14 protein-coding genes are annotated in these 14,264 nt (G+C 73.0%); 5 read left to right on the top strand and 9 right to left on the bottom strand.

What is annotated here, in order from left to right; translation table 11 throughout:
- Positions 1-15 precede the first annotated feature (15 nt).
- On the bottom strand, positions 16-1,071 hold the full coding sequence (locus tag ACFWVC_RS06530) for a carboxymuconolactone decarboxylase family protein (RefSeq protein ID WP_384279111.1): 1,056 nt from the start codon (positions 1,069-1,071) through the stop codon (positions 16-18).
- 203 nt (positions 1,072-1,274) lie between these two features.
- On the opposite strand from ACFWVC_RS06530, the gene ACFWVC_RS06525 reads away from it, so the two are divergent.
- A complete protein-coding gene (locus ACFWVC_RS06525) occupies positions 1,275-2,435 on the top strand; it encodes a sensor histidine kinase (protein ID WP_384279106.1) in 1,161 nt (386 codons plus the stop codon).
- The gene (locus ACFWVC_RS06520) at positions 2,432-3,112 is read left to right on the top strand and encodes a response regulator (protein WP_384279100.1); all 681 of its coding nucleotides are present in this window, start codon (positions 2,432-2,434) and stop codon (positions 3,110-3,112) included. The genes ACFWVC_RS06525 and ACFWVC_RS06520 overlap by 4 nt, the downstream gene beginning before the upstream one ends.
- Here ACFWVC_RS06520 and ACFWVC_RS06515 read toward each other — a convergent pair.
- The gene (locus ACFWVC_RS06515) at positions 3,109-3,708 is read right to left on the bottom strand and encodes a hypothetical protein (RefSeq protein WP_384279094.1); all 600 of its coding nucleotides are present in this window, start codon (positions 3,706-3,708) and stop codon (positions 3,109-3,111) included. The two genes, ACFWVC_RS06520 and ACFWVC_RS06515, sit on opposite strands and share 4 nt — an antisense overlap.
- A 213-nt stretch (positions 3,709-3,921) precedes the next feature.
- Between ACFWVC_RS06515 and ACFWVC_RS06510 the strand changes: the two genes are divergently transcribed.
- Entirely contained in the window at positions 3,922-6,501 is a 2,580-nt protein-coding gene (locus ACFWVC_RS06510; protein ID WP_384279089.1) for an alkaline phosphatase D family protein, read from the top strand.
- A gap of 81 nt (positions 6,502-6,582) precedes the next feature.
- Here ACFWVC_RS06510 and ACFWVC_RS06505 read toward each other — a convergent pair whose 3' ends face one another.
- The 4 genes from ACFWVC_RS06505 to ychF form a co-directional block, all read right to left on the bottom strand.
- Complete coding sequence (locus tag ACFWVC_RS06505) at positions 6,583-8,022, bottom strand: ATP-binding protein (RefSeq protein ID WP_384279084.1); 1,440 nt, start codon at positions 8,020-8,022, stop codon at positions 6,583-6,585.
- A 108-nt stretch (positions 8,023-8,130) separates the two neighbouring features.
- Positions 8,131-8,544 (bottom strand): DNA-binding protein, encoded by a 414-nt coding sequence (locus ACFWVC_RS06500; RefSeq protein WP_384279079.1) that lies wholly within the window; start codon positions 8,542-8,544, stop codon positions 8,131-8,133.
- Complete coding sequence (locus ACFWVC_RS06495) at positions 8,526-8,810, bottom strand: hypothetical protein (RefSeq protein ID WP_384279074.1); 285 nt, start codon at positions 8,808-8,810, stop codon at positions 8,526-8,528. The genes ACFWVC_RS06500 and ACFWVC_RS06495 overlap by 19 nt, the downstream gene beginning before the upstream one ends.
- Before the next feature lie 180 nt (positions 8,811-8,990).
- Positions 8,991-10,079: a redox-regulated ATPase YchF gene (gene ychF / locus ACFWVC_RS06490; RefSeq protein WP_384279067.1), complete on the bottom strand. Its 1,089-nt coding sequence runs from the start codon at positions 10,077-10,079 to the stop codon at positions 8,991-8,993.
- A gap of 322 nt (positions 10,080-10,401) precedes the next feature.
- Between ychF and ACFWVC_RS06485 the strand changes: the two genes are divergently transcribed.
- Entirely contained in the window at positions 10,402-10,800 is a 399-nt protein-coding gene (locus tag ACFWVC_RS06485) for a DUF6542 domain-containing protein (protein ID WP_384279063.1), read from the top strand.
- 70 nt (positions 10,801-10,870) lie between these two features.
- Here the strand turns inward: ACFWVC_RS06485 and ppgK are convergent, their stop codons facing one another.
- The 3 genes from ppgK to ACFWVC_RS06470 are packed head-to-tail and all read right to left on the bottom strand — an operon-like array spanning position 10,871 to position 12,907.
- Positions 10,871-11,623, bottom strand: coding sequence for a polyphosphate--glucose phosphotransferase (gene ppgK, locus ACFWVC_RS06480; protein WP_384279055.1), 753 nt, complete (start codon positions 11,621-11,623; stop codon positions 10,871-10,873).
- A gap of 29 nt (positions 11,624-11,652) precedes the next feature.
- Entirely contained in the window at positions 11,653-12,678 is a 1,026-nt protein-coding gene (locus ACFWVC_RS06475; protein ID WP_384279049.1) for a 4-hydroxy-3-methylbut-2-enyl diphosphate reductase, read from the bottom strand.
- A gap of 28 nt (positions 12,679-12,706) precedes the next feature.
- Complete coding sequence (locus ACFWVC_RS06470; RefSeq protein WP_384279043.1) at positions 12,707-12,907, bottom strand: hypothetical protein; 201 nt, start codon at positions 12,905-12,907, stop codon at positions 12,707-12,709.
- A 147-nt stretch (positions 12,908-13,054) separates the two neighbouring features.
- Between ACFWVC_RS06470 and xseA the strand changes: the two genes are divergently transcribed.
- On the top strand, positions 13,055-14,263 hold the full coding sequence (gene xseA, locus ACFWVC_RS06465; protein ID WP_384279039.1) for an exodeoxyribonuclease VII large subunit: 1,209 nt from the start codon (positions 13,055-13,057) through the stop codon (positions 14,261-14,263).
- The last annotated feature ends 1 nt before the right edge of the window (position 14,264 follow it).

Genomic DNA, 14,264 nt, shown 5'->3' with positions numbered 1-14,264 from the left:
ATCGTCGTGTCTGCGTCAAGGGCCTGTCAACCTGGCCCGCTGAAAAGGTCGTTGAATCGAGGTTTCGATCCGGGAGACGGCGGAAAAGGCGCCGAACGCCACCAGCCGCACCAGATCCGCGTCGTACGGGTCCGGGTCGGCCGCGCGCCACGCCTCGGCGTCCGCCTCGGTGATCCGGTACGGGGCCAGCGCGGCGAGCAGCGCCAGCCGCGCGGCGGGGCGCCCGGCCGCCGGCAGCGGAGCCGTCCAGCGCGCGATCCAGCCGCCGCCCAGCGGCGGGTGCGAACCGTCCCACGCGTCCACGGCCGCGACCACGGCGGCCCGGGCCTGCTCGCCGAGACGTTCCCCGCCCCGTCCGGCCGCCTCCCGCAGCGCGGCGAACGCGGGCCCCACGGGCGCGTCCCCGGCCCAGTCCGGCGGCGGCCCGGCAGCCACCCCGCGCAGCAGCGGCAGGCTCGTACCGGGCTCCAGTTCCCTGCGCACGGTACGGGCCAGCGCCCGGCCGCCGGCACTGCGCACCAGCCGCAGCCGCTGCAGCCCGGCGGGCAGCATGTCGTCGGTGAGCAGCGCGGACACCATGCGGTTGATGAAGTGGAAGGCCAGCGCGGTGCCGATGAACTCCGGTGCCCCGGCGGCGCCGAAGGGGCGCTCCGCCGCCGGCTCGGACGCCTCCGGTCCGAGGGCGGTCCGGGTCGCCTTCCCCCAGGCGAGCAGCGCGGCGTGCTCCGGGTCGGCGGGTGTGCCGCCGCGGGCGACGGTCTCGGCGAGGCGGTGGTCGCCGGTGGCGTGCAGCAGGACGGTGTGCGCGTCCACGCAGAAGGGGCAGCGGTTGGCCTGCGACACCCCCAGCGCGACGAGTTCCTTGGCCGTGCGGGGGGCGCGGCCCGCGAGCAGCGACTCGCGCAGCACGGCCCAGGTCGCGGCCAGCAGGTCCGGGGCGGGCGACAGCACCACGAAGGTGGGCGCCCGCCGGATGCCGAAGTCGGTGGCCAGCTGGGCGTACACCGCGGCGGACCGCCCGGTGAGCGTCTCCGGGGGCGCGGGGGTGGTGAGTCGGAAGGGTGCGGGCACGGGCGCTGCCTCCTCCTGGGTCGTCGGGGCGTTCGCGGGTCTCGATCGTGGACCCGGACCGGCTCCCGGGTCGTCGTCCCCGGGAAGTGACGTGGCACTGCTGCGCGGGCGGCGTCGCGGGCCCGCGCTACTCCCCGGGGAGTAGCGCGGGAGCCGTCTTCCGGGAGGACGTGCCGGAGGCGGGACCCGGTTAGGGTGCCGCCATGGGAGGAGCCAGGCTGATCGCACGTCAGGTCCGCGAGGGCACGCTGGAGTTGCGGGGGTGGCAAGGCGGCCTCTTCGACGGGCTGCTGGGCCTTGTGCTCGTCGCCGACGTCCTCCTGCTGCCCGGTGTGCCGGCCCCCGCGAACGCCCTGGACCTCGCCCTCGCCCTCGTCGGCGCCCTGGCCGTCACCGGCAGCCGCCGCGCGCCCGTGCCCGCGCTGCTGCTGTGCACGGGCTGCATGCTCGCGTACGCGCTGCGGGTGCACCCCGGGCCGTCGGCGGCCTTCCCGGTGCTGGTCGCCGTGCACATCGCGGTCAGGGCCGGCGGCCGCCGGCTGCCGGTGAAGCTGTCGGTGCTGGGCTTCCTCGGCGGCTACCTGGCCTCGGGGCAGCCCGCGCCCACCGCGGCGCAGTCGACCGCGCTGCTGCTCGGCTGGTTCCTGGCCTCGGTCGCCATGGCGGTGGTGGGCCGGCACCGCCGCGCGTATCTGGAGCAGCTGGAGCGGCGCGCGCTGGAGGCGGAACGCACCCGCGAGGAGGCGGCGCTGCGCCGCGCCGGCGAGGAACGGCTGCGCATCGCCCGGGAACTGCACGACTCCCTCACCCACAGCATCTCGATCATCAAGCTCCAGGCGGGCGTCGCCGTCCACCTGGCCCGCAAGCGGGGCGAGGAGGCCCCCGAGGCCCTGCTCGCCATCCAGGAGGCGAGCGGCGAGGCCATGCGGGAGCTGCGGGCGACGCTGGAGGTGCTGCGCGGCGGCGGGGGCGGCCACGGCGTGGACCGCATCGGCGACCTGGCCGAGCGCTCCCGTACCGCCGGACTGCCCACCAGCGTCACCGTCAGCGGCCGGGAGCGGCCGCTGACGGACGGCGTCGACCGGGCCGCGTACCGCATCGTGCAGGAGGCGCTGACCAACGTCACCCGGCACGCCGGTCCGCGGCCGCGCGCCACGGTCCGCATCGAGTACGCCGACCGGCAGCTCGTCGTCCAGGTCGACGACGACGGCACGGCGGCGCCGGAATCGCAGCCGGTGCCCGGCGTCGGCCTCACCGGGATGCGGGAGCGCGTCACCGCGCTCGGCGGGCGGCTGCGTGCCGGCCCGCGGCCGGAGGGCGGGTTCACCGTACGGGCCGAACTGCCATTGGAGGCGGCGACGTGATCCGGGTGCTGATCGTCGACGACCAGGCGCTGATGCGGGCCGGGTTCCGCGCCCTGCTGGACGCCGAGGACGGGATCGAGGTCGTCGCGGAGGCGGCCGACGGGCGGGAGGCCGTCGCGCTCGCCGAGCGGCACGTGCCGGACGTGGTACTCCTCGACATCCAGATGCCGGTGCTCGACGGCATCGGGGCCACCCGGCGCATCGCCGCCGACCCGCGCCTCGCGGGCGTCCACGTCGTCATCCTGACCAACTACGGCCTGGACGAGTACGTCTTCGACGCGCTGCGCGCCGGCGCCAGCGGCTTCCTGCTGAAGGACACCGAGCCCGCCGACCTCGTCCAGGCCATCCATGTCGCGCAGCGCGGCGACGCGCTGCTCTCCCCGGCCATCACGCGCCGTCTGATCGCCGAGTTCGTCTCCCGGCCGCCGGACGCGGCGCACGCGGCGGGCCTGGAGGCGCTGACCAACCGCGAGCGCGAGGTGGTGGCGCTCGCGGCACGCGGGCTCGCCAACGACGAGATCGCCGCGCGCATGGTCATCAGCCCGCTGACCGCCAAGACCCACGTCAGCCGGGCCATGACCAAGCTGGGCGCCCGCGACCGGGCCCAACTGGTCGTGTTCGCCTACGAGTCGGGGCTGATCACACCCAAGTCCCCGGTCGCCGGGCCACCGCCCTAGGCGCCGGCCGGCGCCCCGGCTTCCTCGGACGCCGCGGACTCCACGGGCTTCTCGAAGTAGGCGTCGAGCACGGCGTCGAGCTCCTCGGTCCAGGTCTTCATCCGGCTCCGGGCCGGCGTCTCGACCCAGGTCTCGTACCAGCGCCGCGGCGACAGGTAGACCGTGACGCCGAAATTGCGCCCCCACCGCGGGGCGTCGACCTCGACCGCGCCGATCTCGTCCCAGCCGAACTCGGCCTCGGTGTCGTCGAGCCGGAACGTGATGCCGTCCCGGTCCGCCCGGATCGACCCGCGACGGTCGGCGACCTCGAACACCGGTCCGTCGTCCGCCCCTTCGGGATCGTCGTCCGGCTCCGCGTCGCCGCGCGCGATCTCGTCCGCGACGGCGTCCCCGGCGGGGACGTCCTCGTCCGGGGCCTCCTCGGCGGCGGACGGCGCGTCGTCCGTCACGGGCGCGGCCTTCACCATGTCCACGGACGGGTCCGCGGACGCGACCTGTGGCTCGTCCGGCTCCGGCACGACAATGCCGGGGACGTACGCCGGATCGATGCCGGCAGCCTGTACGAGCGGGATGTTCGAACCTCTGCTCTGCTCCACGGCGGGCAGTATGGCCCATCAGGCTGTGCCCGCGACACTCGCCCCGGCCCGGGGCGCGTGCGTGTCGCGCACCGGTCGCGCGCTCCCTCGCCGGCAGGCGGCGGGGCGGGCGGTCCGGCCGGGCCGCGGACGACGTCGCCCGGTGGTTTTGCGTGCCCGCCCCATTCATGATCGCGCAACCGCCGCGGCACCTCGTCCCACGACCCTCGGTCCATGACCGACACACCTACGATCTTTCCCTTCGACCGCCGGAAGTTCCTGGCGGCGGCGGGCGGCACCACCCTCGGCGCGCTCGCCGCGGGCCAGTTGGCCATGGGAGCCGCCTCGGCCGCGGAGACCGGGACCACCGCCACCGCCGTGACCGGCGCCGCGGCCGTGGTCGACCCGGCCCCCTTCCTGCTCGGTGTCGCCTCCGGCGATCCCGACGAGGACAGCGTCGTGCTGTGGACGCGGCTCGTCACCGACCCGCTCGACGCGGAGACCGGCGGCATGGCACCGGTGCCGGTCAAGGTGAGTTGGGAGGTGGCGCGGGACGAGGAGTTCCAGCACATCGTCGACGACGGGCACACCAACGCCGTCCCGGAGTCCGCGCACAGCGTGCACGTCGAGGCCAGGGGCCTGACGCCCGACACCTGGTACTGGTACCGCTTCTTGGTGAACGGGGTGTACAGCCGCGTCGGCCGTACCCGCACCCTGCCGAAGCCCGGGTCCGGGGTCGACCAGCTGCGCTTCGCCTTCGTTTCCTGCCAGAGCTGGGCCGGCGGCCACTACGCGGCCTACCGCGACCTGGCCGCGCAGGAGCTCGACTTCGTCATGCACCTGGGCGACTACATCTACGAGACCGCCGACGGCAGCCTGACCGAGTTCCGCCGGCTGCACACCCTGTACAAGAGCGCCCCCGAACTCCGTGACGCCCACGCGCGTTTCCCGTTCTTCGTGACCTGGGACGACCACGAGGTCCAGAACAACTACGCGGGTGACGTGCCCGGCGGTGCCGGCGACGGCAGGCCGTTCCTGGAGCGCCGGGCCAACGGCTACCAGGCGTACTACGAGCACCTGCCGCTGCGCCGGGAGCAGCGGCCGGACGGCCCCGACGCGCTGATGTACCGCAGGTTCGACTTCGGGCGGCTCGCCGAGTTCAGCGTCCTCGACACCCGCCAGTACCGCACCGACCAGCCCTGCGGCGACGGCCGCAAGACCCCCTGCGAGGCGGTCGGCGACCCGGCGGCCACCCTCACCGGTCCGGAGCAGGAGAAGTGGCTGCTCCGGGGCCTGCGCAAGTCCAAGGCGCAGTGGAACGTCATCGCGCAGCAGACCATCATGGCCGAGTTCGACTACGACCTGGGGCCGACGAAGGTCGTCAACCTGGACCAGTGGGACGGCTACCCCGCCGCCCGCTCCCGGATCCTGGACTACCTGGACACCGAGCGCCCCGAGAACCCCGTGGTGCTCAGCGGCGACTGGCACACGCACTGGGTGAACGACCTCAAGAAGGACTTCGCCGACCCGGCTTCCCGCACCATCGCGACCGAGTTCGTCGGCACCTCCATCTCCTCTGGTGCCGGCTGGGACGCGGACGTCCGGGCGGGTCTCGCGGCCAACCCGCACGTGAAGTTCTACAACGGCACCTACCGCGGCTACGTGATCTGCGACATCACCCCGCAGCGCTGGCGCGCGGACCTGCGGATCGTGCTGAACGCGGGCGACGCCGCCTCCCCCGCGTACACGATCGCCGCGTTCGAGGTGCTCGACGGCGTCCCCGGCGCCCGCCGCCTCGACGGCGTCGGCGACGGCCTCTCCGGCCGTCTGACCGACAGCAGGACCGGCACCCCGCTCACCAACATGCGCGTCAAGGTGCTGGACTCGGCCGGCAAGACGGTGGTGTCCAGCACGACCGGCGCGGACGGCGAGTTCCTCGCCTTCGCCGTCCCCGGCGTCTACACCGTGGTGGCCGACGGCGTCGGCTACGACCCCGTCCAGGTGACCGCCACCGTGCAGGACGGCGCGCAGACCCGCGTCGCCCTGCGGGCGGACCGGGCGCGGGCGCGGGCCGGCAAGGGGACCACCATCCCCGGCCCGGTGTCCGAGGGCCTGGTCTCCGACCTGGTGATCTCCAACGACCACCTGGCGCTGGCGATCTCGGCCGGTTCCGAGGACTCGCAGCTGACCCCCGTCACCCTCGGCAAGCCCCGGGACATGGCCGCCGTGGGCCACCTGGACCAGATCGACTGGTTCAACCTGCCCTACGCCTCCGCCGCCCAGCCGCGCGGCACGAGCGCCTGGCAGCAGCGCACGGTGAAGTCCACGTCCGTCGAGGTGGTCTCCTCGACCGGCGCCGAGGCCCGGATCAGGGCCACCGGCGCGAGCACCGCCTTCACGGACGTCGCGGTCGTCACCGAGTACTCCGTCCTCGAGGGTGAGCGCTGGATCACCGCCGAGAGCGTCTTCACCAACCGCGGCACGGTGGCCCGCACCCTGTGGATCGGCGACGTGATCGACCACGACGGCACCGGGCAGCGCAGCGGCGTCCCCGGCCACGGCACCATCACCACCGGTACGCCCGCCGACTACGCGCCGACCGCGCCGTGGATCGGCATGACCGGGTCCGACAGCCAGACCTACGGTCTGATCTACGAGGACCAGGCGTTCACCGCGTACGCGTGTGACATCTGGGCGATGAGCCAGCGCCGCGTCACGATCGAGCCGGGGGCGAGCTTCACACTGCGCCGCCGGATCACCGCGCTCGACAACCGTGCCGCGCTCGACCCGTTCGCCGTGCTGAACACGCTCTGACCGTCCCGGCCGACCCCGGACGCACCGCGGTCCCCGGCTCGACGACCGAGCCGGGGACCGCTCCGGGGGTACGGGCATGCGCTACCGGGGCTGCCACGCCCGGACCAGGTCCTCGGGCCCCCAGTGCGCGGCCAGCGGCAGGCCGTCGGCGACCCCGCGGCGGGAGACCGCGACCAGCGGAGTGTCTGGGGCGGCACCGGGGACGGCGAGCATGTCGCGCACCAGGGCGTCGTAGTCATGGCGGCCGAAGGGCTGGGTCTCCAGCCACTTGACCGACCCGACGAAGGACACCTGCCGGGCCACCGGCCCGCGGTCCGCGCCGACGAGGTCGATCTCGGGATTGTTCTGACGGTTCCACCAACCGCCCACGGCCTCGGTCCCGGGCCACTGGCCGTCGGGCATCAGACGCAGCAAGGACTCGCGGACCAGCGGCTCGACCGCTCGCCCGCGCCATGTGGGCCATGACCGCTCGATGCGTTCCAGTGCCAGGTCACCGCGGCCACGCTCGATGAGAGGGATCGCGCGTGCCAGGAAGGCCAGCCAGAACCGCAGATACGGGTCGGCGATCCGGTAGCGCTTGTTCTTGCCGTCCGGCTTGACGGACAGCGGGAGATCGGCGGCCAGGACCCGCTTGGCCTGCAGCGTGGCCAGCAGCGGGGAGAGCGTGCCGGACGGCAGCGCGCCGGCGCCGCCGGCCCGGGTCGCGATCGCGCTGAACGTGCGCTCGCCGCTGCCCACCGCTTCCAGTACGGCCCGGGAGTGCGAAGCCTCGGGGAATTCACCGAGCAGGGACAGCTCGCCGGCCACCATCAGGGGCGAGAGAGGACTGGCGACCGACGCCTTGAGGAAGGCGGTGCGCCCCATTCCCGGCCGCCATGACTGCACGATCTCGGGGAATCCCCCGGTGATCAACTGGGCGTCGACGGCCCCCGCGGCGTCGAGCCCGGTCATGGCCTGCACATCGGCCAGGTTCAGGGGGCGGACGGTCATCTTCGCCGCCCGGCCGAAGAACGGGCGCCCGTACGACTGCAGTGCCTCCATCACCGACGCATCGCTGCCGACCAGCAGCAGGAGCACGGGCTTGGCGGACAGATGACGGTCCCAGACGGTCTGGAGCGCGCCCTCGAACTCCTGGTCCTGCTCGACCAGCCAGGGCACCTCGTCGATCACCGCGATGCTGGGCGAGCCGTCGGGCACCGCGAGCGCCAGCGAGCGCAGCGCCTGGTTCCAGTCCTGCGCCTGGAGGCCTGCGACCAGCTCCGCCCCCGGCAGCGGCGACTGCGCGAGGGCCGCGGCGAAGTCGGCGCGCTCCGTCGCGGGGTTGCGCCCCCGGGTGGCCTGGAACACCACGTACGGCGCTCCCGAGCGGTCGCAGAACTCCTGGACCAGCCGCGACTTCCCCACCCGGCGCCGGCCCGTCATGATCACGGCCCGCCCCCGCGTGGCTCCGGACCCCTCCGCCACAGCCCGGTACTGCTCGGCCAGCAGCTCGAGATCCCCGGCCCGGCCTTGGAACTCCACGACGCACCCCCGGAGCAATCCACGTAGACGACTTCTTACGTAGATTGAATCTTACTTACCCTCGAACGACCACCGGATCGGGCGCCCGATCCGACACAGCGCGGGAAATCACACCGCCACGAGCCGGACTCGATCGCCACAGAGCTTGGCCATGTCGTCGACATCGGAGGTCAGCATGACCACGGGGCGGTGCTGCCGCAGTGCGGCCTCGGCGACCGCGGCGTCAATCGCATGTTTGTGCCCATGCAAACCGGCATCCATCAGCAGCTTCGAAGCCGCCCTCGCCTCTTCGTCGCCCACTGGGACCGCTCTCAGCCCGGAGAGGACCCAGTTCAGGCCAGCCGTGTTCGTGCGGGCGTGTACGGCCTCGATGATGGTGAGCGCGCTGATGACGACCTCTATGCCGCGTGCACGCGGCTCAGCGATCAGAGCCACCACCTGCTCGTCGTCGGCGAGCAGCTTCGAGAGCCCCTCACTGTCGAGGACCAGCGTCCCCTCGTGACTCAGCCTGCGGCGGGCCACTCGCCCTCCTCGGCGAAGACCTCATCGAAGACCTGTCGCGCCCGCTGACGGGCCGGCTCGGAGACCGGCCCCTTGCGGCTCTCGTAGTCCGCCAGGTATTCGTCCAGCACCTGACCGCGCAGCTCGCGCTCGACCGCCGCGGCGATGAAGGAGGAGAACTCCCGCTTGCCCACCCGCGCCCGGATCGCCTCCGCGGTCCCCTCCGGCAGCGACAGACTCACCCGCGTCGCGGGCCCTTCCCCGATGCTGTACGTCGTCTCGGCCATGCCCCTAGTGTGTCAAACGAGTAGGAAAACTGCCACGGCCCGCGCTCCTCGCACCCGAGCGGGAGGAGCCTGCCCGGCATGATCCCGGCACGGGAAAAGGCCAAGGGCCCCGCCTCGAAAGGCCGGGCCCCTTTTGACCTGCGTGTTCGCTGGATCGGCGAGGTGGTGGGACGTCACCCGTCACACGTTGAAGCGGAACTCCACCACGTCGCCGTCCTGCATGACGTAGTCCTTGCCCTCCATGCGGGCCTTGCCCTTGGCGCGGGCCTCGGGGATGGAGCCGCACTCGACCAGGTCGGCGAAGGAGACGATCTCCGCCTTGATGAAGCCCTTCTGGAAGTCGGTGTGGATGACACCGGCCGCCTCGGGGGCGGTGGCGCCCTTCTTGATCGTCCAGGCGCGGGATTCCTTCGGGCCGGCCGTGAGGTAGGTCTGCAGGCCGAGGGTGTCGAAGCCGACGCGGGCGAGGGTGGCGAGGCCGGGCTCGTCCTGGCCCATGGACTGCAGGAGTTCCAGGGCCTCCTCGTCGTCGAGCTCGATGAGCTCCGACTCGATCTTGGCATTGAGGAAGATCGCCTCGGCGGGAGCGACCAGGGCGCGCTGCTCGGCCTTGAAGGCGTCGTCGGTCAGCTCGTCCTCGTCCACGTTGAAGACGTAGAGGAAGGGCTTGGTGGTCAGCAGGTGCAGCTCGTGCAGGAGACCGCCCTTCTCGGTGCCCGCGGTGATGCCGGCGGAGAAGAGGGTGCGGCCGTCCTCGAGGATCTGCTGGGCCTCCTGGACGGCGGCGAGCACCGCCGCCTTCTCCTTCTGGAGACGGGCGTCCTTGGTGAGCCGCGGCAGGACCTTCTCGATGGTCTGCAGGTCGGCGAGGATCAGCTCGGTGTTGATCGTCTCGATGTCGTCCTTCGGGGACACCTTGCCGTCGACGTGGACCACGTCCGGGTCGACGAAGGCCCGGATGACCTGGCAGATCGCGTCGGACTCGCGAATGTTGGCGAGGAACTTGTTGCCCAGGCCCGCGCCCTCGCTGGCGCCGCGGACGATGCCCGCGATGTCCACGAAGTCGACCGTGGCCGGGAGCTTGCGCTGCGACTCGAAGATCTTCGCGAGCGTGTCCAGACGCGGGTCGGGGACACCGACGACGCCGACGTTGGGCTCGATCGTGGCGAACGGGTAGTTGGCCGCCAGCACGTCGTTCTTGGTCAGGGCGTTGAACAGGGTCGACTTGCCGACGTTCGGCAGGCCGACGATTCCGATCGTGAGCGACACGTGACGACTTCCCTAGCGAGGTGGGTGGAGGGCCCGCGCGCCCGGTCGGGCGGAGACGGACCGATCCACCAGTCTACGGAAGCGGGGGACCCTGGAGGCGCCCGCGGCCCGCCTCGCCCCCTGTGGGGCTGAAAAGTCGTGTCCTGACCCCGTTTCCCCCCTGCCGGGCGCCTACGTTGGGTGCGTGGAGCAACACAGTGCGCGCACGCCGCACAACAACGGTGCCGCCACGCGGCCGGTCAGGCCGGCCGCGCGTCCGGCACGCAGGCCCGCGGGCGCGACCGCCGTGGGCGGAGGGCCGCGCCGGGGCCCGTTGTGGGGAATGCGACGGGGACAGAGCGAGTCCCGCCTGACGGGGCTCGGCACCGGGGTCTTCATCACGCTGACCGCCCTGTGCGGCGGCGCCGCGGACTCCCTGATGAACGGCGAGCCCGGCACGCTGTTCGGCGTGGTCTTCCTGCTGGCCTGCGTCGCGGCCGGCGTGTGGGTACGGCCGTACGACCTGTCGGCGGCGCCGGTGAGCGCGCCCATCGCCTTCACCATCGCGCTGGCCGTGACCTCGGACGGCGGCGGAGGACTGACCGGGCATGTGATGGCGCTGCTCACCGGGCTCGCCACGCTGACCGGGTGGCTGTACGGCGGCACGGTGTGCGCCGCCGTGATCACCGCCGTGCGGAAGGTGGCCTACGTGACGCGGGCGCGGCGCGCCGAGCGCCACTGACCCGCGCCCCGCTCCCGCACTCCCGCGTCGCGCACCCGGTTCCCGCGCCCCTTTCCCGCGTCCCGGACCGCTATCCGGCGGGGGTGAGCGCCGCGGCCGCCGCCATGCCCGCGCCGACGATGCCCGCGTTGTTCTGCAGCGTGGCCGGGACGATCTCCGCCTCGACGCCCTCGATCAGCGGGAGGAACTTCTCCGCCTTGCGGCTCACGCCGCCGCCGATGACGAACAGCTCCGGCGAGAAGAGCATCTCTACGTGCGCGAGGTACTTGCTGACCCGGCGGGCCCAGTGCTCCCAGGTCAGGTCCTCGTCCTCCTTGACCTTGGTGGAGGCGCGCTTCTCCGCTTCGTGCCCGTGCAGTTCCAGGTGGCCGAGCTCGGTGTTGGGCAGCAGCTTGCCGTCCACGAAGACGGCGCTGCCGATGCCCGTGCCGAGGGTCAGCAGGATCACCGTGCCGGAGCGGCCGCGGCCGGCGCCGTACGCCATCTCCGCCATGCCCGCCGCGTCGGCGTCGTTGAGCAGTGTCACGGGCAGGCCGACCCGCTCCGAGAGCAGGCCGGCCGCGTCCTTGCCTATCCAGGCCTTGTCGACGTTGGCCGCCGTGCGCGTGACGCCGTGCGTCACCACGCCGGGGAACGTCGCGCCGATCGGGCCCTGCCAGCCGAAATGGGTGACGACCTCCTTGACGCAGTCCGCCACCGCGTCGGGCGTCGCGGGATGCGGAGTGAGCACCTTGAAGCGCTCCTCCGTCAGATCGCCGCGATCCAGGTCTACCGGGGCGCCCTTGATCCCCGAGCCGCCGATGTCCACACCGAAAACGCTCATGGCCCAACGCTACGGCGTGGGACGGACGGTCACCCCTCGGACTGCTGACCCGCCTGCTCAGGGGCGGTTCCGGCGGCCGGTCCCGCCACCTTGGCGGCGGCCTCGGCGCGCAGGTCGCGGCGGAGTTCCTTGGGCAGCGAGAAGACGATCGACTCCTCGGCGGCCTTGACGATCTCGACGTCCTCGAAGCCGCGCTGCGACAGCCACTCCAGCACCTGCTCGACCAGCACGTCGGGAACGGAGGCACCGGAGGTGACGCCGACCGTGGCGACCCCCTCCAGCCAGGCCTCGTCGATCTCGTCGGCGAAGTCCACCAGGTGGGCCGCGCGGGCGCCGGCCAGCTTGGCGACCTCGACCAGGCGCACGGAGTTGGAGGAGTTGCGCGAGCCGACGACGATCACCAGATCGGCCTCGGCGCCCATCTGCTTCACCGCCAGCTGGCGGTTCTGCGTGGCGTAGCAGATGTCGTCGCTGGGGGGCGAGATGAGCTGCGGGAACTTCTCCTTGAGCGCGTCGACCGTCTCCATGGTCTCGTCCACGGACAGGGTCGTCTGGGAGAGCCAGACCACCTTGGAGGGGTCCCGGACCTCGACCTTGGCGACATCGCCCGGGCCGTCGACCAGCGTGATGTGGTCGGGGGCCTCACCGGAGGTGCCGATGACCTCCTCGTGGCCCTCGTGGCCGATCAGCAGGATGTCGAAGTCCTCGTTGGCGAAGCGCACGGCTTCCTTGTGGACCTTGGTCACCAGGGGGCAGGTCGCGTCGATGGTCGCGAGCTTCCCGCGCTCGGCCTCGTCGTGGACGGCCGGCGCCACACCGTGCGCGGAGAACATGACGATCGACCCCTCGGGGACCTCCGCCGTCCGCTCGACGAAGATCGCGCCCTTCCGCTCCAGGGTCTGCACGACGTACTTGTTGTGAACGATCTCGTGGCGGACGTAGATCGGGGCCCCGTACTGTTCCAGGGCCTTCTCGACGGCGATCACGGCACGGTCCACGCCCGCGCAGTAGCCACGGGGGGCGGCGAGCAGGACTCGGCGGGCAGCAGCAGTCATGTGCCCATCGTACGGGGCGTGACGGAGGTCATCCGACGCGCCGGGGCCGCCCCCGGCGGGCCCCGCGCGGCAGGCCGGGCAGCCGTCCCGCGAGCACCGATACGGCCACCGCCGCGGCCACCGCCGTCAGGCAGCTGAAGCAGCCGCAGCCGGGGCCGCGGCGCCCGATACGGAAGCCGCCGCCGACGCGCGGCGGCCGCGGGGGCGGCGGCGGGCCGTGTCGGCGCATGGGGACCTCCCGGGCACGTGGGTCTGCCCCCAGCGTGCGCCGCCGGCCGGGGGACGGACAGCGGTGGGCGCCATTCGGGTCGGGCGCGGGGCGCGGAGGCGGGCCGGGGGCGGGGTCACTGTCCGTGGCGGGGGCTAGTCTCGGCGTATGGCTCTGAACACGTCCGCGGAGGCGCCGATCCCGGTCGGCGAGGTGTCGCGGCTGATCGGCGGCTGGATCGACCGGCTCGGCGCGGTGTGGGTGGAGGGGCAGATCACACAGCTGTCCCGGCGCCCCGGCGCGGGCGTGGTCTTCCTGACGCTGCGCGATCCGTCGCACGACATCTCGCTGAGCGTGACCTGCCGCCGCGCCGCCTTCGACGCCTTCGACGGCGCGGTCGGCGAGGGCGCGCGGGTCGTCGTGCACGCCCGGCCGGAGTGGTACGCGCCGCGGGGGCAGCTGTCGCTGCGGGCGGTGGAGATCCGTCCGATAGGCGTCGGCGACCTGCTGCTCCGGCTGGAGCAGCTGAAGAAGCGGCTGGCGGGCGAGGGCCTTTTCGCGACGGAGCGCAAACGGCCGCTGCCCTTCCTGCCGCAGCTGATCGGCCTGGTGTGCGGCCGTGCCTCGGCCGCCGAGCGCGATGTGCTGGAGAACGCGCGGCTGCGCTGGCCGGCCGTGCGGTTCGAGGTGCGCAATGTGCCGGTGCAGGGGGCGTACGCGGTCCCGCAGGTGATCGAGGCGGTGCAGGGGCTCGACGCGCATCCCGAGGTCGACGTGATCATCGTGGCGCGCGGCGGCGGCAGCGTGGAGGACCTGCTGCCGTTCTCCGACGAGCGGCTGGTGCGGGCGGTCGCCGAGTGCCGTACGCCGGTGGTGTCCGCGATCGGGCACGAGCCGGACACCCCGCTGCTGGACCTGGTCGCGGATCTGCGCGCCTCCACGCCGACCGACGCCGCCAAGCGCGTCGTGCCGGACGTGGGCGAGGAGCTGACCCGCGTCGAGCAGTTGCGGCACCGCTCGCTGCGGGTGATGCGCGGACTGCTGGACCGGGAGGAGCGCGGACTCGTGGCGGCGATGAGCCGGCCGTCGATGGCGCGCCCGCTGCTGATGGTCGAGGAGCGCGAGGAGCAGGTGGCCGCGCTGCTGGAGCGTTCGCGGCGGCATCTGCGGCACCGCCTGGACCGCGCGGACGACGAGCTGGAGCACACGCGGGCCCGGGTCGTCGCGCTCTCCCCCGCGGCGACGCTGCAGCGCGGGTACGCCGTCCTGCAACGCGAGGACGGCGGGGTCGTACGGGCCGCCGGCGAGGTGGCCGACGAGGAGAAGCTGCGGGCCCGGGTCGCCGACGGCGAGTTCACGGTCCGCGTCACCCGCTGAC

The organism is Streptomyces sp. NPDC058691 (assembly GCF_042714775.1).
Classification (GTDB): Bacteria; Actinomycetota; Actinomycetes; order Streptomycetales; family Streptomycetaceae; genus Actinacidiphila.
The sequence above is the reverse complement of the archived record's forward strand: the minus strand, read 5'-3'. Positions and strand labels throughout refer to the sequence as shown.

What these genes read in the sequence shown, in the direction of transcription:
- ACFWVC_RS06495 (WP_384279074.1), bottom strand. Translation starts at nt 8,810, where the DNA reads ATGGCCGAGACGACGTACAGCATCGGGGAAGGGCCCGCGACGCGGGTG.
- ACFWVC_RS06485 (WP_384279063.1), top strand. Translation starts at nt 10,402, where the DNA reads ATGCGACGGGGACAGAGCGAGTCCCGCCTGACGGGGCTCGGCACCGGG.
- ppgK (WP_384279055.1), bottom strand. Translation starts at nt 11,623, where the DNA reads ATGAGCGTTTTCGGTGTGGACATCGGCGGCTCGGGGATCAAGGGCGCC.
- ACFWVC_RS06475 (WP_384279049.1), bottom strand. Translation starts at nt 12,678, where the DNA reads ATGACTGCTGCTGCCCGCCGAGTCCTGCTCGCCGCCCCCCGTGGCTAC.
- xseA (WP_384279039.1), top strand. Translation starts at nt 13,055, where the DNA reads ATGGCTCTGAACACGTCCGCGGAGGCGCCGATCCCGGTCGGCGAGGTG.
- ACFWVC_RS06525 (WP_384279106.1), top strand. Translation starts at nt 1,275, where the DNA reads ATGGGAGGAGCCAGGCTGATCGCACGTCAGGTCCGCGAGGGCACGCTG.
- ACFWVC_RS06470 (WP_384279043.1), bottom strand. Translation starts at nt 12,907, where the DNA reads ATGCGCCGACACGGCCCGCCGCCGCCCCCGCGGCCGCCGCGCGTCGGC.
- ACFWVC_RS06510 (WP_384279089.1), top strand. Translation starts at nt 3,922, where the DNA reads ATGACCGACACACCTACGATCTTTCCCTTCGACCGCCGGAAGTTCCTG.